Consider the following 17,314-nt stretch of genomic DNA (forward strand, 5'->3'; position numbering starts at 1 on the left):
CGACGGGCTCACCTGCCCCGCCCCCTCCAACACCCTCGAAAGTACGCGCGATGTAAGGGGCGCGCTAGCAAGGCAGGCTTTACTTACTTGGAGTCAGGCGGGTGAAGAAACGTTTCCTCCGGCTCGCGGCGCGACGCACGTGGCACAGATCCAGGAACAGGCTCACCGCTCGCGAAAGGGGTGACGCGTTGGAGTTGACCGCATGCGATCCCGACCCTTCCGAATCGGCCGCCCTGAGGGAACGGGCCCGCGGCGCGCTGCTGGGGCTGGCCGTCGGTGATGCGCTCGGGGCGCCCGCGGAGAACATGCGGCCGTCGGAGATCCGCCGCCGGTGGGGCCGTATCGAAGGCTTCGTGAGCGACGACCCGGCAGGAACCGACGACACGGAGTACGCGATCTTCTCCGGGCTGCTGCTCGCCAGACACGGATCGGCGCTGACCGTCGCACACGTCGAGGCGGCGTGGCACGAGTGGATCGCGGATCTCGACGAAGGGCCGTTCCGGGGAGCGGGGTTCAGCGAACGCGGCACACTGGAGAACCTCCGCAGGGGCCTCGCCGCCCCGATCTCGGCCCAGCACCGCCACGCCTGGAGCGACGGCCTGGCCATGCGGGCCGCACCCTTCGGCGTCTTCGCGGCCGGCCGCCCCGCGGAGGCGGCCCGGCTGGTCGCCATCGACGGCTGCGTCAGCCACGACGGCGAAGGCATCTACGGCGGCCAGGCCGTGGCCGCGGGAGTGGCCGCCGCGATGGCGGGCGCGGGCCCGGCCGGGGTGATCGGCGCGGCGCTGTCCGTCGTCCCCATGGACTCCTGGACCGCCCGCTCCATGCGCCGCGCGATCGTCGCGGCGGGCTGCACCGATCCCGACCCCCTCACCCGCGAACGGACCGTGCGCTCCACCGTGGTCATCGGCGGCTACCCGTGGACCGACCTCGCGCCCGAGGCGGTGGGGCTCGCGTTCGGTGCGTTCGCGGCGGCGCGGGGAGACTTCCGTACCTCCGTGCTCACCGCGGTCAACATGGGCCGCGACGCCGACACGACGGCGGCGGTCGCGGGCGCGCTGGCCGGTGCGATGTCCGGAGCCTGCGCGATCCCGGAGGACTGGGCGGCCGCTATCGGCCCCGTACGGGGCAGCTGCCTCCCCTCCATGCGGGGCCACCACGTCCTGGACATCGCGGACCTGCTCACCCCGGACGACGACCCCGAGGCCCTGTCATGACGCCACGCCCCCTGGACTCCCCGGGCACGCCGCCGCTGCCCGCCACGTGCCCGGACGAGACGCCCTCAGGGGCCCCGGCCCCCTCTCGGGGCGGCATGGGCCCGGACCCCGACCCGTGCGAAGCGCCGCGAGAGCCCCAGGAGCACCGCCCGCACCGGCACGAAGGTCCCCAGGAAACCAGGGAACACCCCCCGCACACGTACGAAGCACTCGTCGAAACCCCCGGCGGGGAGGGCCGGCCACCCGTCTCGGGATGGGGGTACCTCCCGGGCGAAGCCCTGGGAGAGCGCGCCGTGGGGGATCTTCCCCGCCTGCGGCCGGCCCGCCCGGACACACAGCGGGCGCACCCCTGCCCGCCCGGGACGGACCGCACCCTCTCCCCCGTCCCGGTCGTGACCCTCGTACGGGGCGTGGCTCCCTCACCCGCCCACCCCGCCCCCGTCACCCGCCGCGCCCGTATCGAGGGCCTCCTCCTCGGGCTGGCCGCCGGGGACGCCGCCGGCTGGCCCGCGGCCCGGCACCGCGCTGCCCGGATGCCCGAGTGGACCCGGCGACTGACCCGCGAGCTCGACACCTTCGCCGAGCAGAACGCCACGACGACCCTGCCTGTCCCCATCGCTCTCAATCAGCCCCCCGAGCCGTTGCGCCTCGGTCCCTCCGACGACGCCGAGTGGGCCGCGTTCGCCGCCCGGACCGTGCTCACCGCGGCGGGCGAGCACTTCCGCGGTCTGCCCCCCGGCCGACGTATGCGCTCCGCCATCGACCTCGCATGGAACTCCCTGGCCGCCCAGGTCGCCGCGGCCGCCGAGGCCGCCCCCGAGGTCGAATCCGCCGTACTGCCCCTGCGCGCCCGTATCTCCGTACGCGCCGGACTCGGCAATCTCGCCACCGGGCTGCGGCCGCCCGCCACCGGTCACGACAACCCCCACTACTTCGACGACGCCGCCTGCGTACGCGCCGTGGTACTGGCCGTCGTCCATGCCGGGGACCCGGCCGCGGCCGCGGTACTCGCGGAGTTCGACGCCCGCTACACCCAGGACGGGGACGGGGTCCACGGCGCCCGCGCCATGGCCGCCGCCGTGGCAGCCGCGCTCGGCGGCGCGTGCGTCGACGACGCCGTCGACGCGGCTCTCGCCGAGCTCCCCGAGGCCAGCGAGATCGGCCGCAACTCCCACCACGCGGTCAAGCTCGCCCGTGCCGCGAACGGCGCCTTCGAACTCGTCCCCCTCCTCGAGCACCAGATCGTGGACCACGTCTACAGCTACGGAATCGCCGCCGCCGAGACCGTCCCGGTCGCCCTCGCCGTCGCAACCGCCGCACGCGGCCGGGTCGCGGAGGCCGTGCCCGCGGCCGCTTGTCTTTCCCGGGTCGCCGACTCCGCGCCCGCGCTGGCCGGAGCGCTCACCGGCGCGCTCGGCGGCGGCAACTGCGTACCCGTCACCTGGCGGGATGCCTGCCGCACCCTCGCCGGCTGCGCGCTCCCCCGTCTCGCCGGTACGGATCTCGTGGAACTCGCCGGGCTCCTCGCACACACGGAACTGACCGCTCCTGGTGGACAATTCCGACATGACGACGACGACAGTCGAAACGCTCGCACTCGATGACCGGATCACGGGCAGCCTCGTCGGAGCAGCCGTCGGTGACGCGCTCGGCGGCCCCGTAGAGGGCTACACCCCCCAACAGATCGTGGAACGGCACGGCGGCCGCGTCCACGGAATCGTCGGCCCATGGCACGGGGACCAGTGGCGTACGGCCCGGCCGATCGCCCCGTACCACAAGGGCGACGGGCACATCACGGACGACACCCTGATGACCCACGCGCTGATCCGGGTGTACACGTCCGTCCGCGACCACCTCGACGCGTACTCCGTCGCCGACCACCTGGTCCCCGACCTGATCTCCACCCCGCGCTGGATCCCGGAACTCGAGGCCGAGGCGCTCCCGCTCCAACGGATCTTCCTCGCCGAGAAGTGGATCGTCAGCCGGCTGCACTACGGGCACCACGACCCGCGCGAGGCAGGCGTGGGCAACATCGTCAACTGCGGCGCGGCGATGTACATGGCCCCGGTGGGCCTGGTCAACGCGGCGCATCCGACCGCCGCCTACGCCGAGGCCGTCGACATCGCGGGGGCGCACCAGTCCTCGTACGGGCGGGAGGCGGCCGGAGTCCTCGCGGCGGCGGTCGCGGCGGCGTGCGTGCCGGGCGCCACCCCCACGACCATCGTCGACACGGCCCTGTCCGTGGCCAAGGACGGGACCCAGGCGGCGATCGAGTCCGTGGCCGAAGCCGCCGCCCGCCACACGGACTTCGAATCGGCGCTGGTCCCGCTCCGGGCGGCGATCGCCCCCTTCGACACGGTCGGCCCCGACTACCGCTCCCCCTCGCTCGGAGCGCGCCGCCCGTCCCGTCTGCACTCGATCGAGGAGCTCCCCATCGCGCTGGGCATGCTCCTGGTCAACAACGGCGACTACCCTGGCACGGTGCTGTCGTCGGTCAACTACGGCCGTGACTGCGACTCGATCGCCACGATGGCGGGGGCGATCGCGGGCGCGCTGCACGGGGCGGCGGCGGTTCCGGAGGGCTGGGCCAAACAGGTCGCCGAGGCGAGCCGGGTCGACCTGCACGAACCGGCCGCCCAACTGTCGGCGGTGACCCGGGAGATCTTCACCCGCGACATGGAACGCCGCCGCGCCCACGAAGCGGCGTTCGCCCTCCTGACGGACGCCCGATGAGCCTTCGTCTCACCTGGGTCCAGCCCGAGGACCTGATCGGCCATGAACTGCGTCAGGCGGACGAGGACGGCCGCGACGTGTCGCGCATCCGCGCCCGCTGGCTGGGGGCGGGAGGCTCCCCCGCCCCGCCCGGCGCGGGCGCGTCCCCGGCCCCGCCCCCACCGGAGCTACGGGCCCTGGCGCTGGAGCTCCTGGACGAACTGGCGGGGCTGCCTTCCCCGTTGGCAGAGGACGAGCCGACGGGGCTGACGGCCATCCTCGAGACCTGCCGCACCACCTCGCGTCCCGAAGTCCCACCCCCCGCACCGAGCCCGGGACCCCCGCGAGCGCCGGGAGATTACGGACCCCGGACCCCACCCCCGGCTCACCGCGGAGCACAGGCCCGAGGCGCCGGGCCCCACCCGCCCCCGGAGCCCGCCCACACATCACAGGCCGGTGCGCCCCCGCGCCCCGCACCGAACCCTGCGCCCTCGCGCGTTGCGCCGCGGCCACGGGGCCCCGGGGCCCCGGATTCGGGAAGCCGCGGCCCCGCCACGCCGGTGGGGGAGAACGCCCTGCATGCCGCCTGGCTGGGCCGCGCCGTCGGCTGTCTTCTCGGCAAGCCCGTGGAGAAGCTCCCTCTCCACGCCATCCGCGGCCTCGCCCGCGCCACCGGCAACTGGCCCCTGGCCACCTGGTTCACCGCCAAGGGCCTGCCCCCGGAGCTCGCCGCCGCACATCCCTGGAACCGGCGCAGCGCCACGACCTCCCTCGCCGAGAACATCGACGGGATGCCCGAGGACGACGACCTCAACTATCCCCTCCTCAACCTGCTCCTCCTCCAGCGCCACGGCAGGGCGTTCACCACCGAGGACGTGGCACGGCTGTGGCTGGACGAGCTGCCGGCCGGACGGACGTTCACCGCCGAGCGCGTCGCCTACCGCAATCTCCTCGGCGGGCTCGAGCCCCCGCTCACCGCCACCCACCGCAATCCCTTCCGGGAGTGGATCGGCGCCGCCATCCGCGCCGACGTGCACGGCTGGACCAATCCCGGCGACCCCGTGGCGGCCGCCGCGCAGGCGTACCGGGACGCGGCGCTGACCCACACCGCGAACGGCGTGTACGCCGCGATGTTCGTCGCCGCAGCCATCGCCCGCGCGGCCGGCGGCGGCGCGGATGTGCATGAGTCCATCGCCGCCGGGCTGTCCGTCGTCCCGCCCCGCTCCCGGCTCGCCCGCGCCGTCCGCTTCGGCGTCGAAGCGGCCTGCGAGGAGGCCGACTTCGATGACGCCGTCGACCGGATCCACGCCGCGTACGGCAGCTGTCACTGGGTCCATGCCGTCCCCAACGCCGCTCTGCTCGCCGCTGCCCTGACCCACGCCGACGGCGACTTCAGCGGCTCGGTCTGCCGTGCCGTTTCCGGCGGGCTCGACACCGATTCCAACGGGGCGACGGCCGGTTCCCTCGCCGGGCTGCTCGCCGGCCACCCCGGCGCCCTGCCCGACCGCTGGACCGCCCCTCTGAAGAACCGGCTCGCCACCTCGGTCGCCGGTTTCGACGGCATCGGCTTCGACACCCTCGCCCGTCTCACGCACCAGGAGGCTCTTCGCCCATGACCGGCATCGTGGTGCTCGGCAGCACCAACATGGACCTCGTCGCCTATGTCGCGAACGCGCCGAAGCGCGGAGAGACCGTCACGGGGCGCGAGTTCCGTACGGTCCCCGGAGGCAAGGGTGCCAACCAGGCCGTGGCCGCCGCCCGTGCCGGAGGGGACGTCACCATGCTCGGCGCGGTCGGCGCGGACGACTTCGGCACCCGGCTGCGGCAGACGCTCGTCTCGTCCGGCGTCGACACCGATCTGCTCCGCACCGCCGAGGGCCCCTCCGGCACGGCCCATATCGTCGTGGACGACGAGGGCGGCAACTCCATCGTCGTGATCCCCGGAGCGAACGGCACCGTCACCGCCCTCGCCCCCGGTGAAGAGGCCCTCATCGCCACCGCCGACACCCTTCTCCTCCAGCTCGAACTCCCCCTCAGCGTCGTGCTCGACGGTGCCGAAGCCGCCCGCAGGCACGGGGTGCGCACCGTCCTCACCCCCTCCCCCGCCCAGCCCCTGCCGCCCGAACTCCTCGCGGTCACCGACCTGTTGGTCCCCAACGAGCACGAGGCCGCCGCCCTGACCGCGGTCACGGATCCGCACCGGGCCGCCGAGGAACTGCTGCGGCTTGTCCCCGAGGTCGTGATCACGCTCGGCTCGGCCGGCTGTCTGTACGCCGCCCGGGACACGGACCCCTTCACCGTGCCCGCCCCGCGGGTCACCCCCGTCGACACCACCGCCGCCGGTGACACCTTCGCCGGCACCCTCGCCGTCGCGCTCGGCGAGGGCAAACCCGTCCGGCAGGCCCTGGCCTGGGCCTCCGCGGCCGCCGCCCTCTCCGTCCAACGACCCGGAGCCTCCTCGTCCATGCCGTACCGCACCGAGATCGACGCCGCCTCATGACCCCGCCGCCGCTCGACGGCCTCCGTGTGCTGGACCTCGCCACCCTCTTCGCCGGCCCTCTGTGCGCCACCATGCTCGGCGACTTCGGCGCCGAGGTGATCAAGATCGAGCATCCCGCCAAACCCGACCCCTCCCGCGGGCACGGTCCCGCCAAGGACGGCGTCGGCCTGTGGTGGAAGGTGCTCGGCCGCAACAAGCGGAACATCACCCTCAACCTGTCCACGCCCGGCGGCCGCGAGACACTGCTGCGTCTGGCCGCGACCGCCGATGTGATCATCGAGAACTTCCGGCCCGGCACCCTGGAGAAATGGGGCCTCGGCTGGGACGAGCTGAGCGGCGCCAACCCCCGCCTCGTACTGACCCGCGTCACCGCCTTCGGACAGTTCGGCCCCTACTCCCACCGCCCGGGCTTCGGCACGCTCGCCGAGGCCATGAGCGGCTTCGCCGCCATCACGGGCGAGCCCCAGGGCCCGCCCACCCTGCCGCCGTTCGGCCTCGCCGACTCCGTCGCCGCACTCGCCACCGCCTACGCGGTCATGACCGCGCTCACTGCCCGGGCCACGACCGGCCGCGGCCAGGTCGTCGACATGGCGATCATCGAGCCGATCCTGGCTGTGCTCGGACCACAGCCGCTCTGGTACGACCAGCTCGGCTATGTCCAGCCGCGCACCGGAAACCGCTCCCGCAACAACGCCCCGCGCAACATCTACCGCACGGCCGACGGCTGCTGGCTCGCCGTCTCCACCTCCGCCCAGTCCATCGCCGAACGGGTCATGCATCTGGTCGGCCGCCCCGAACTGACCGACGAACCCTGGTTCGCCACCGGCAGCGGACGCGCCGACCATGCCGACGTACTCGACGAGGCGGTCGGCGGCTGGATCTCCCGCCAGACCCGCACGGACGCGTTGGCCGCCTTCGAGAAGGCCGAGGCGGCCATCGCACCCGTCTACGACGTCCGCGATGTCATGGACGACCCGCAGTTCAAGGCGCTGGACACCATCACCGAGGTACCCGACCCCGAACTCGGCCCGCTGCGTATGCAGAACGTCCTCTTCCGGCTCTCCGAGACCCCCGGCGCCATCCGCTGGGCGGGCCGCCCGCATGGCGCCGACACCGACGAGGTCCTCGCCGAACTGGGCCTGACCCCCGCCGACATCACCGCACTCCGCACCCGAGGCGCGCTATGACCCTCCCCCTCACCCTGCTGTATGCCCCCGGTGACCGCCCCGACGTCGTGCACAAGGCGCTCGTCTCCGAGGCCGACGTCGTGATCGTCGATCTGGAGGACGCGGTCGCCCTCGGCCGCAAGGAGTACGCCCTGGACGCCACGGCCGAACTCCTGTCCTCGCCCCAGCCACTCCCGGTCCATGTCCGCATCAACACCCCCCATGACATCGAGGCCCTCGCCGAACTGCCGGGCCTGAGCGCGTTGCGTCTGCCCAAGGTCGCATACGCCACCGACATCCAGCAGATCGCGGCCCGGGCGCCGGGCATCCCCCTGTACGCGCTCCTCGAATCGGCGCTCGCCATCGAGCACGCGTATGCCATCGCCACTGCCCACCCGGCCCTGTCCGGCATCGCCCTGGGCGAGGCCGATCTACGCGCCGACCTCGGCGTACGCGGTGCCGCCGGACTGGACTGGCCGCGCACCCGTATCGTCGTCGCCGCCCGCGCCGCCGGACTCACGCCCCCGACCCAGTCGGTCTTCCCGGACATCCTCGACCTCGACGGCCTCTACGAGTCCTGCACCCATGGCCGTGCCATCGGCTTCCTCGGCCGCGCGGCCATCCATCCACGCCAGCTCCCGGTCATCGAGCGGGCGTTCCGCCCGACCCCGCAGGAGATCGAGGCGGCCGAGGAGATCGTCAAGGCGGCCGCCGACGACGCGGGGGCGCTCGCCCTGCCGGACGGCCGCTTCGTCGACGCCGCCATCGTCGCCGCGGCGCAGCGCACCCTCGCCCTCGCCCGGCGCGAGGTGTCCTGAGCTCCTGCCCCCACGTGGTCAGGAAAGGCGAAGACCGCCGGAACGGTTCGTTCCGGCGGTCTTTTCACTCAGCCCGCGCGTCAGCTCTTCCCGGCCGACTCCGCGTCCGCGTCCGCGCCGTCCGCGGCCTTGTTCCTGCCCTCCACGTGCCCGGAATCCCCGGCCTCGGGCTCGGCGCCCGCTGCCGCGTCGTCCTCGGCACCTTCGCTCCCGGTCTCGGCATCGGCCTTGTCTCCGGCCTCGGCCTCATCACCGTCAGCCGCCGCCTTCGGCTTCGCGAGATCCACGGCCGCCGGCTCGACGACCTCCTCGCGCCCCGGACGCAGCCGCGACGAGATGACGATGTACGCCACCGCCAGCGCGAAGACGAGGATCGACGTCCACACGTTCAGCCGCAGGCCCAGCACATGGTGCGCCTCGTCGACCCGCATGTACTCGATCCAGCCGCGGCCGGCGCAGTAGGCCGCGACGTACAGCGCGAACGCCCGGCCGTGGCCCAGCTTGAAGCGCCGGTCGGCCCAGATGACCAGCAGCGCGACGCCGATGCACCACAGGGACTCGTACAGGAACGTCGGGTGGTAGAGACCGGCCTCGCGGTTCGTGCCCTCGGTGATCTTGAGGGCCCAGGGCAGATCGGTCGGTTTGCCGTACAGCTCCTGGTTGAACCAGTTGCCCCAGCGGCCGATCGCCTGGGCGAAGGCGATGCCGGGCGCGATGGCGTCCGCGTACGCCGGCAGCGGGATGCCCCGGCGGCGGCAGCCGATCCAGGCGCCGACCGCGCCCAGGGCGATGGCGCCCCAGATACCGAGGCCGCCCTCCCAGATCTTGAAGGCGTCGACCCAGTTCTCACCCTCGCTGAAGTACAGCTGGTAGTCGGTGATCACGTGGTAGAGCCGGCCGCCGACCAGACCGAAGGGCACGGCCCACACGGCGATGTCGGCCACGGTGCCGGCTTTGCCGCCCCGGGCGATCCAGCGCTTGTTGCCGTACCAGACGGCCACGAAGACGCCGATGATGATGCAGAAGGCATAGCCGCGCAGCGGGAGCGGTCCGAGGTGGATCACTCCGGTCGACGGGCTGGGAATGTAGGCAAGGTCCATGGCAGGACCGACGCTACCCTGCCGGGTGGACCGTACGGCAACCCACCCGGCAACGTCTGGATAACGGGCAGCGGTTCAGGAGGCGGAGGCGGCGGGGCTGCGACCGGCCCCGGAAGCCGGGCTCGGAGTAGGCCGTTCGGTGCCGGGCTTCTTGCCCTTGTTCGCCTCTTCGACCCACTTGCGCACATTGGCGACGGAGATCTGTTCGGCGCCCTTCTTCGGGAAGATCGCCTCGCCGTTGAGCAGCACGGTCGGGGTACCACCGAAGCCCGCGCTCATGAAGGCGTCGTTCGACTTCTTCACCCAGGCGTCGTGCCGGCCTTCCTCGACACAGCTGCGGAACTCGGGTGTGTCCAGACCCTTCACCTTGCCCGCGAGCTGGATGAGCTTGCGGTTGTCGGCGAAGGCGTCGTTCGTCTCCGGCGGCTGGTTCATGTAGAGGACGTCGTGGTACGGCACGAACTTGCCGACGTCCTGGGCGCACGCCGCCGCGTTCGCCGCGCGCAGCGAGCCGGTGCCGCCCAGGTTCCCGTCGATGATCGTGGCGAGGTGGTACTCGATCTTGATCTTCCCGTCCCGCTCCAGCTCATGGAGGGTGTCCCGCAGCCCGTTCTCGAACGCGGCGCAGGCGGGGCAGCGGAAGTCCTCCCACACGGTGAGGGTCGAGGGCGCGTCCTTGGCCCCGACCGGGATCGCCAACTGGTCCTTGCCCTGCACACCGGCCGGCGCGAGGAGGGGGCCCTCGTCGGACCCGCCGCCCGAGTCGTTCCCGGCGTTGGCGGCGATCAGGCCGACCACGGCGGCCAGACCCAGTACGCCCACCACGGCGGCGGCCACGATCACGGTCCGGCGGCGCTTGTCGCGCGCCTTGTCCAACTCGCGTTCCCGCCGGAGACGCTCGCGTGCGCTCCGCTGTCCTTGCTGATTCTCGCTCACGTCCCGCAAACGAACCGGGGAGGCATGCAGCACGCCTCCCCGGTCCGCTTTCCACCCGTTTGAGCTACTGCTCCCGGCGCACGCCCCGGGCGAGATCGGCCGCCAGCTCCCGTACGGCCGCGAGACCGGCACCCTGGTCGGGCGCGTCGAGCAGCCGCTTGACGAAGGCGGACCCGACGATCACACCGTCCGCGAAGGAGGCGACCTCGGCGGCCTGGCGGGCGTTGGACACGCCCAGTCCCACACAGACCGGCAGGTCGGTGGTGGCCCGGGTGCGGCGTACCAGGTCCTGGGCCTGTTCGCCGACCGACTCACGCGTACCGGTCACTCCCATCAGGGACGCCGCGTAGACGAAGCCGGAACCGGCCGCCGTGATCGTGGCCAGCCGGGCGTCCTTGCTGCTGGGCGCGACGACGAAGACGGTGGCAAGACCGTGCTTCTCTGCGTGCTCCCGCCACAGTCCGGCCTCCTCGACCGGCAGGTCGGGCAGGATGCACCCGGCGCCGCCCGCCTCGGCCAGCTCGGCCGTGAACCGCTCGACGCCGTAGCGGTCGACCGGGTTCCAGTACGTCATCACCAGGACGGGCTTGCCGCTGGCCGCGTGGGCCTCGCGGACCGTCCTCAGCACGTCGGCGATCCTGACTCCGCCGCGCAGGGCGATGTCGTCGGCGGTCTGGATGACGGGGCCGTCGAGGACCGGGTCGCTGTGCGGCAGTCCGACCTCCACGATGTCGGCGCCGCCGTCCAGGACGGCCTTGACCGCTTCGATACCGCCGTCGACGGTCGGGAACCCGGCCGGGAGGTACGCGATGAGTGCGGCCCGGTTCTCCGCCCTCGCCGCCGCGAGGGTGTCGCTGAGCAGGTGGCGCTTCCCGCCGGTCATCGATACGGTCCCGCTCACTTCGCGTCCCCCTGGATCTCCGCGGCGCCGTTCTCGGCGGAGGCATCGGCCTCGACCTGGGCGTCGGTGTCGTACAGCCCGAAGTAGCGGGCCGCCGTGTCCATGTCCTTGTCGCCGCGTCCGGACAGATTGATCAGGATCAGCCCGTTCTTGCCCACCTCCCGGCCCACCTCCAGCGCGCCCGCCAGCGCGTGCGCGGACTCGATGGCCGGGATGATGCCCTCGGTGCGCGACAGCAGCCGCAGGGCCTGCATCGCCGCGTCGTCGGTGACCGCGCGGTACTCGCCCCGCCCGATGTCCTTGAGGTACGAGTGCTCGGGCCCGATGCCCGGGTAGTCGAGCCCGGCCGAGATCGAGTACGGCTCGGTGATCTGGCCCTCCTCGTCCTGGAGCACGTAGGAGCGCGAGCCGTGCAGGATGCCGGGCTCGCCCGCGGTCAGGGTGGCCGCGTGCTCCCCGGTCTCGACGCCGTGCCCGGCGGGCTCGCACCCGATCAGACGCACACCGGCGTCGGGGATGAAGGCGTGGAACAGTCCGATGGCGTTCGATCCGCCGCCGACGCAGGCGACGGCCGCGTCCGGCAGCCGTCCGGCGCGCTCCAGGATCTGCCGCCGTGCCTCCACACCGATGACGCGGTGGAAATCGCGCACCATGGCGGGGAAGGGGTGGGGGCCCGCGACCGTGCCGAAGAGGTAGTGGGTGCGGTCCACATTGGCGACCCAGTCGCGGAACGCCTCGTTGATGGCGTCCTTGAGGGTGCGGCTCCCGGACTTCACCGCGACGACCTCGGCGCCGAGCATCCGCATCCGGGCCACGTTCAGGGCCTGGCGCTGGGTGTCGATCTCGCCCATGTAGATGGTGCACTCGAGGCCGAACAGGGCGCAGGCGGTCGCGGTGGCGACGCCGTGCTGGCCGGCGCCGGTCTCCGCGATGACCCGGGTCTTGCCCATCCGCCTGGTGAGCAGGGCCTGCCCAAGGACGTTGTTGATCTTGTGCGAGCCGGTGTGGTTCAGATCCTCGCGCTTGAGGAAGATCCGCGCGCCCCCGGCGTGCTCGGCGAAGCGAGGCACCTCGGTGAGCGCGCTCGGGCGGCCCGTGTAGTGGACCATCAGATCGTTGAGCTCGGCGGCGAAAGCCGGGTCGGTCTTGGCCTTGTCGTACTCCACGGCGACCTCATCGACCGCGGCGACGAGCGCCTCGGGGATGAACTTGCCGCCGAAGGCGCCGAAGTAGCCCTCGGCGCTCGGGACGTGACCGTCGGGGTCGGGAATGAAGAACTCGCTGGTCATGCGAACCTCGCAGGGGCGTTGTGCCCTGGGTGTAGGTCTGACGGGGTCACGGTGTGTGCGCGCACGCCACCGGCGGTCGGCCGACCGGTGCGGGTCGCGGTGCCGGACGACCGCCGCTGCGGCGGATCGAAGGTGCCCAGCACCTCGGCCGTGCTCGCGGCAGCCGTCTCATCATGCGGACAGCCCTGTCGCGAGGGCGGCCTCTGCCCGGGCAAGGACCGTCGCGACGGCGACAGGCCGCCGCGGCAGAGCCCGGCCGTGCCGAACTCGGCGCAACCCGCTCGGAGAACCAGGCAGGGCCTAGGCGCGCGCGCTCCGGCGCCATCGCATGCCGTTGACCTGGCCGGGCTCGTCCCCGATCACGTACCGGACCCGCCGTCCGTGCACCCGCCGGGCCGGCGCGCGGCAGCCGCGTGGACGGCAGCCGCGGGCGAGCCGGGCGTAGGGGTCACGAGGGGCTCCGGCAGCGCCGCAGGCCGCGGTGCGCGCTCCCGTCGCGGGCTGTCCGACCGTCGACGCGTGCATGCCGAGATCCCCCGGGCGCGAGCCCAGGGGCGGCAGGCAGTGGCGACGGTGCGTCATGGCCGGGTCAGTCCCGCCCGTGCCGCAGCGCCGGGTGGGCACCCGCGGCGACCAGGTCGGCCACCGCCGACTTGGGATCACGGCCGGTCACCAGGGACTCACCGACGAGTACGGCGTCGGCGCCGTCGTTGGCATAGGCGATCAGGTCGTGCGGACCGCGCACACCCGACTCGGCGATCTTGACGATGCTCGCGGGGATCTCCGGGGCGACCCGCTCGAAGGTGGACCGGTCGACCTTGAGCGTCTTCAGATCGCGGGCGTTGACACCGATGATCTTCGCACCGGCCGCGACGGCCCGCTCGACCTCGTCCTCGTCGTGCACCTCGACCAGCGGCGTCAGACCGATGGACTCGGCCCGCTCGATCAGGGAGACCAGGGCCTCCTGCTCCAGGGCGGCCACGATCAGCAGTACCAGGTCGGCTCCGTACGCACGGGCCTCCCACAGCTGGTACGCGGTGACGATGAAGTCCTTGCGCAGCACCGGGATGTCGACCCGGGCCCGGACGGCTTCCAGGTCGGCGAGCGATCCGCCGAAGCGGCGCTCTTCGGTGAGCACGGAGATGATGGCCGCGCCGCCCGCCTCGTAGTCCGCGGCGAGTCCGGCGGGGTCGGCGATCGCGGCGAGCGCGCCCTTGGACGGGCTCGAGCGCTTGACCTCGCAGATCACCTTGACGCCCTCGCCGCGCAGCGCGGCGACGCCGTCCTTGGCCGCGGGTGCCTTGGCGGCGCGCTCCTTGAGCTCTTCGAGGCTGACACGCGCCTGCCGCTCTGCCAGGTCGGCGCGCACACCTTCGATGATCTCGTCGAGCACACTCACGCGAGCGGCCCCCTTCCGGGAGGGTGATGATGGTTCAGGATCAGCCATGTCGATGGTATCCGCAGGAGGGCGCCGGGCTCACATCCGGCCGTCGGCTGTCCCACGGACTGGAACTCATGGAGCGAGCGCCGAGCCGAACGGCAGGTTCCGCACCACGCTGAAGATCAGTACAACCCCGCCGGCGGACCACCACCAGGCAGGCGTGAGCGAGATCCGCAGGGGCCTGCCCCCAGCGGCGCGAATCAGCCACATCACCCACACCACGGCGAAGATGCCGTAGCCGACGACCGCGACGGCGTTGGAGCCGAGCGCGGTGGCCAGATCGCCGTGGATGAACGCGTGCGCGCTGCGCAGCCCGCCGCAGCCGGGGCAGTAGATGCCGGTGAAGCGCAGCAGCGGGCAGACCGGGTAGTGGCCGGGCTCATTCGGATCGACCGTGCCGACGTACGCGAAGGCCGCGGCGACCGAGGCGATGGCCGCCATCGGCATGGCGATCCGCCGCGCGAACGGAACCGCCCGCGGCCCGCGGGCCGGGCCGGGGACATGGGGAACCGGGTGGCCGAGCGCCTGCGGGGAACCGGCGGACTCGTGCGTCGCACTCGGCTCGAAGGCCGGGCCGCCCGGCCCCTGGGCCGGGTCGGTGGAGGAAGGCATGGCGTCCACCCCGTGATTCTCTCCGCCGGCACGTGAAGGCGCAGCCCGGCCCTGCCGGGCCGCGCCCGATGACAAGTTCCAGGAAAGCCGGGTCAGGCGACGCTCTCGGCCTCGGCCTCGGAGCGGGCGGCGTTCGCCCTGGCCTGCACCACGGCGTCCGGCTCGTTCGGCGTACCGAGGCCGGCGAGCTTCATCGCACCGCCGAGGGCACCGCCGATGAGGATGACGGCCATGCCCGCCCAGAAGCCGACCGGGTTGTCCGCCACCATGAAGACGCCTGCGACACAGAAGCCGATGAAGGCGATGATGACACCGGTCCAGGCGGCCGGGGTGTGTCCGTGGCTGCTGCCCGCCATGAGAATGCTCCTCGTATCTGGTGCTCTGTCGTGAGCTGGTGCGCTGTGCTGAGCCGGACGCTCACCACTGATTGTCCCGTACGCCGACGTCGGCGTGATCAGGGGGTCACGCTTCGCGCGTCGGGTCCTCGCCCCGGTCGAGAGCCTTCCACAGGTCCTCCGGCCGGTCGGGGTCGACGACGGCCGTCTTGCGGGGCCGCGGGCTGCCGTCACGCTCGTAGCGGCCGGACATGGCGGGCCACTGCTTGCCGTACCGCAGCGCGAGCAGGCCCGCGAGCAGGATCAGCAGACCGCCGGCGGCGGTCACGTAGGGCCAGGCCGTATGGGTGAGCGCGTCGATGGTGGCTGCGGCGTCGCCGGTGGTCCGGGCGGCCTTCTCGTCGAGTGCGTCGCTGTCCGACGCGCCGAGGGTGGCGGCGACGGCCGCGCCCGCGCCACTCAGGGCGAGCAGTGCGGAGACAAGCATCCGGCCGCCGCTGCGGACCGCGAACACGGCGACGAGTGCGGCGAGACCGACGATGGCCAGCGCGGTGGGAACACCGGTGACATCGCCGCCGTCGGCGTCGAGCGAAACGCTTCCGCCGCCGACCGCTGCCGTGCCCTCGGCCCAGATCTGGCCGGAGGCGAGGAGCACAACGGTCGCGCCCACGCCACCGAGGAGAAGGGCGGCGGCCAGGCTGCGGCGGCTGCCCTCACCGGCGGAGGCGGCCGCGGAGCGGGGCTGGGGTACGGGTACAGCAGTCACGCGTCCACTATCCCTTACCGGTCCGCCCGGCATTCAGGCGGTTGGCGGTGTGGACGGCACGCAGCACCGCGGCTGCCTTGTTACGGCATTCGGTGTCCTCGCCGACCGGGTCGGAGTCGGCGACCACACCCGCTCCGGCCTGCACATGGGCCGTGCCGTCGCGCAGCAGCGCGGTACGGATGGCGATGGCGGTGTCGGAGTCGCCCGCGAAGTCCAGATAGCCGACGCAGCCGCCGTAGAGCCCGCGCCGCGAGGGCTCGAGCTCGTCGATGATCTGCATCGCCCGGGGCTTGGGCGCGCCGGAGAGGGTGCCCGCGGGGAAGCAGGCGGTGAGTACGTCGAAGGCCGTACGGCCGTCGGCGACCTTGCCGGTGACGGTGGAGACGATGTGCATGACGTGCGAGTACCGCTCGATCGACATGAAGTCGACGACCTCGACGCTGCCCGGTTCGCACACCCGGCCCAGATCGTTGCGGCCGAGGTCGACGAGCATCAGATGCTCGGCGCGCTCCTTGGGGTCGGCGAGCAGTTCCTCGGCGAGCGCCTGGTCCTCCTGCGGGGTGGCGCCGCGCGGCCGGGTGCCGGCGATCGGGTGGAGCATGGCGTGCCCGTCCTCGACCTTGACCAGCGCCTCGGGACTGGAGCCGACGACATCGAAACCGTCGAAGCGGAAGAGGTACATGTACGGGCTCGGGTTGGTGGCCCGCAGCACCCGGTAGACGTCCAGTGCGCTCGCCGTGCACGGGGTTTCGAACCGCTGGGACGGCACCACCTGAAAGGCCTCGCCCGCCCGGATGCGTTCCTTGATGTCCTCGACGGCGTCCTGGTAGTCCTCGCCGCCCCACAGTGCGGAGAAGGCCGGCAGCTCGGAGGGCGGCAGCGCGGCGGGCGCGGAGGCCAGTGGCCGGGCGAGGTCGGCCTCCATCGCGTCGAGGCGGGCGACGGCGTCCGCGTGCGCCTCGTCGACACCGGTGTCGAGGTCGTTGTGGTTGATCGCATTGGCGATCAGCAGGACGGTGCCGTCCCAGTGGTCGAGTACGGCGAGGTCCGAGGTGAGCAGCATGGTCAGCTCGGGCAGCCGCAGATCGTCGCGTTCGCCGGGGCCGATCTTCTCGAGCCGGCGCACGATGTCGTACCCGAGGTAGCCGACCATGCCGCCGGTGAAGGGCGGCAGTCCGGAGGCCGGGTCGTGCGGTGTGTGCAGGGCCTCGACGGTGGCGCGCAGGGCGGCGAGCGGATCACCGTCCGTGGGGACGCCGACGGGCGGTGTGCCGAGCCAGTGCGCCCTGCCCTCGCGCTCGGTGAGCGTGCCCGCGCTGCGTACACCGATGAAGGAGTACCGCGACCAGGAGCGGCCGTTCTCCGCCGACTCCAGCAGGAAGGTGCCGGAGCGTTCGGCGGCCAGCTTGCGGTAGAGCCCGACGGGGGTGTCGCCGTCCGCGAGGAGACGGCGGGTGACGGGGATGACGCGGCGGTCGGCGGCCAGCTTGCGGAACGTCTCGAGATCCATGGCGTCCGACC

At 72.7% G+C, this 17,314-nt stretch carries 17 protein-coding genes; 7 read left to right on the plus strand and 10 right to left on the minus strand.

Translation table 11 applies throughout. The annotated features are described in order from the left end of the window. Positions 1-188: 188 nt before the first annotated feature. The 7 genes from ACFYWI_RS06095 to ACFYWI_RS06125 all read left to right on the plus strand — a co-directional run bounded on the left by ACFYWI_RS06095 (position 189) and on the right by ACFYWI_RS06125 (position 8,413). Complete coding sequence (locus ACFYWI_RS06095; RefSeq protein WP_389225836.1) at positions 189-1,217, plus strand: ADP-ribosylglycohydrolase family protein; 1,029 nt, start codon at positions 189-191, stop codon at positions 1,215-1,217. Between the two features lie 293 nt (positions 1,218-1,510). Further along, positions 1,511-2,821, plus strand: coding sequence for an ADP-ribosylglycohydrolase family protein (locus ACFYWI_RS06100; RefSeq protein ID WP_389225839.1), 1,311 nt, complete (start codon positions 1,511-1,513; stop codon positions 2,819-2,821). Beyond that, complete coding sequence (locus tag ACFYWI_RS06105; protein ID WP_389225842.1) at positions 2,784-3,950, plus strand: ADP-ribosylglycohydrolase family protein; 1,167 nt, start codon at positions 2,784-2,786, stop codon at positions 3,948-3,950. The genes ACFYWI_RS06100 and ACFYWI_RS06105 overlap by 38 nt, the downstream gene beginning before the upstream one ends. Beyond that, positions 3,947-5,545, plus strand: a complete 1,599-nt coding sequence (locus ACFYWI_RS06110; RefSeq protein ID WP_389225845.1) for an ADP-ribosylglycohydrolase family protein — start codon at positions 3,947-3,949, stop codon at positions 5,543-5,545. The genes ACFYWI_RS06105 and ACFYWI_RS06110 overlap by 4 nt, the downstream gene beginning before the upstream one ends. Beyond that, on the plus strand, positions 5,542-6,429 hold the full coding sequence (rbsK, locus tag ACFYWI_RS06115; protein WP_389225848.1) for a ribokinase: 888 nt from the start codon (positions 5,542-5,544) through the stop codon (positions 6,427-6,429). The genes ACFYWI_RS06110 and rbsK overlap by 4 nt, the downstream gene beginning before the upstream one ends. Then, a complete protein-coding gene (locus ACFYWI_RS06120) occupies positions 6,426-7,616 on the plus strand; it encodes a CaiB/BaiF CoA transferase family protein (RefSeq protein ID WP_389225851.1) in 1,191 nt (396 codons plus the stop codon). The genes rbsK and ACFYWI_RS06120 overlap by 4 nt, the downstream gene beginning before the upstream one ends. Further along, on the plus strand, positions 7,613-8,413 hold the full coding sequence (locus ACFYWI_RS06125) for an HpcH/HpaI aldolase/citrate lyase family protein (protein WP_389225854.1): 801 nt from the start codon (positions 7,613-7,615) through the stop codon (positions 8,411-8,413). The genes ACFYWI_RS06120 and ACFYWI_RS06125 overlap by 4 nt, the downstream gene beginning before the upstream one ends. A gap of 80 nt (positions 8,414-8,493) precedes the next feature. On the opposite strand, the gene lgt is transcribed toward ACFYWI_RS06125, so the two are convergent. The 10 genes from lgt to ACFYWI_RS06175 form a co-directional block, all read right to left on the minus strand. Continuing rightward, a complete protein-coding gene (lgt, locus tag ACFYWI_RS06130; RefSeq protein ID WP_389225857.1) occupies positions 8,494-9,513 on the minus strand; it encodes a prolipoprotein diacylglyceryl transferase in 1,020 nt (339 codons plus the stop codon). Positions 9,514-9,588: 75 nt separating this feature from the next. Beyond that, complete coding sequence (locus tag ACFYWI_RS06135; protein WP_389225860.1) at positions 9,589-10,449, minus strand: DsbA family protein; 861 nt, start codon at positions 10,447-10,449, stop codon at positions 9,589-9,591. A 64-nt stretch (positions 10,450-10,513) separates the two neighbouring features. Next, the gene (gene trpA / locus ACFYWI_RS06140) at positions 10,514-11,332 is read right to left on the minus strand and encodes a tryptophan synthase subunit alpha (protein WP_389226303.1); all 819 of its coding nucleotides are present in this window, start codon (positions 11,330-11,332) and stop codon (positions 10,514-10,516) included. 14 nt (positions 11,333-11,346) lie between these two features. Next, on the minus strand, positions 11,347-12,639 hold the full coding sequence (trpB, locus tag ACFYWI_RS06145) for a tryptophan synthase subunit beta (protein ID WP_389225863.1): 1,293 nt from the start codon (positions 12,637-12,639) through the stop codon (positions 11,347-11,349). 300 nt (positions 12,640-12,939) lie between these two features. After that, entirely contained in the window at positions 12,940-13,164 is a 225-nt protein-coding gene (trpM, locus tag ACFYWI_RS06150) for a tryptophan biosynthesis modulator TrpM (RefSeq protein WP_389225866.1), read from the minus strand. Between the two features lie 64 nt (positions 13,165-13,228). Continuing rightward, the gene (trpC, locus tag ACFYWI_RS06155; RefSeq protein ID WP_389225868.1) at positions 13,229-14,038 is read right to left on the minus strand and encodes an indole-3-glycerol phosphate synthase TrpC; all 810 of its coding nucleotides are present in this window, start codon (positions 14,036-14,038) and stop codon (positions 13,229-13,231) included. A gap of 114 nt (positions 14,039-14,152) precedes the next feature. Beyond that, positions 14,153-14,692 (minus strand): DUF2752 domain-containing protein, encoded by a 540-nt coding sequence (locus tag ACFYWI_RS06160; protein ID WP_389225871.1) that lies wholly within the window; start codon positions 14,690-14,692, stop codon positions 14,153-14,155. A gap of 92 nt (positions 14,693-14,784) precedes the next feature. Further along, complete coding sequence (locus ACFYWI_RS06165; protein ID WP_389225874.1) at positions 14,785-15,048, minus strand: HGxxPAAW family protein; 264 nt, start codon at positions 15,046-15,048, stop codon at positions 14,785-14,787. Between the two features lie 106 nt (positions 15,049-15,154). Continuing rightward, positions 15,155-15,826 carry a TIGR02234 family membrane protein gene (locus ACFYWI_RS06170; RefSeq protein WP_389225877.1) on the minus strand — a complete coding sequence of 224 codons (672 nt, stop codon included), beginning with the start codon at positions 15,824-15,826 and terminating at the stop codon, positions 15,155-15,157. Continuing rightward, a complete protein-coding gene (locus ACFYWI_RS06175) occupies positions 15,801-17,303 on the minus strand; it encodes an anthranilate synthase component I (protein WP_389225880.1) in 1,503 nt (500 codons plus the stop codon). The genes ACFYWI_RS06170 and ACFYWI_RS06175 overlap by 26 nt, the downstream gene beginning before the upstream one ends. Positions 17,304-17,314: the final 11 nt, after the last annotated feature.

This window comes from Streptomyces sp. NPDC002889 (genome assembly GCF_042888425.1).
Taxonomy (GTDB): domain Bacteria; phylum Actinomycetota; class Actinomycetes; order Streptomycetales; family Streptomycetaceae; genus Streptomyces.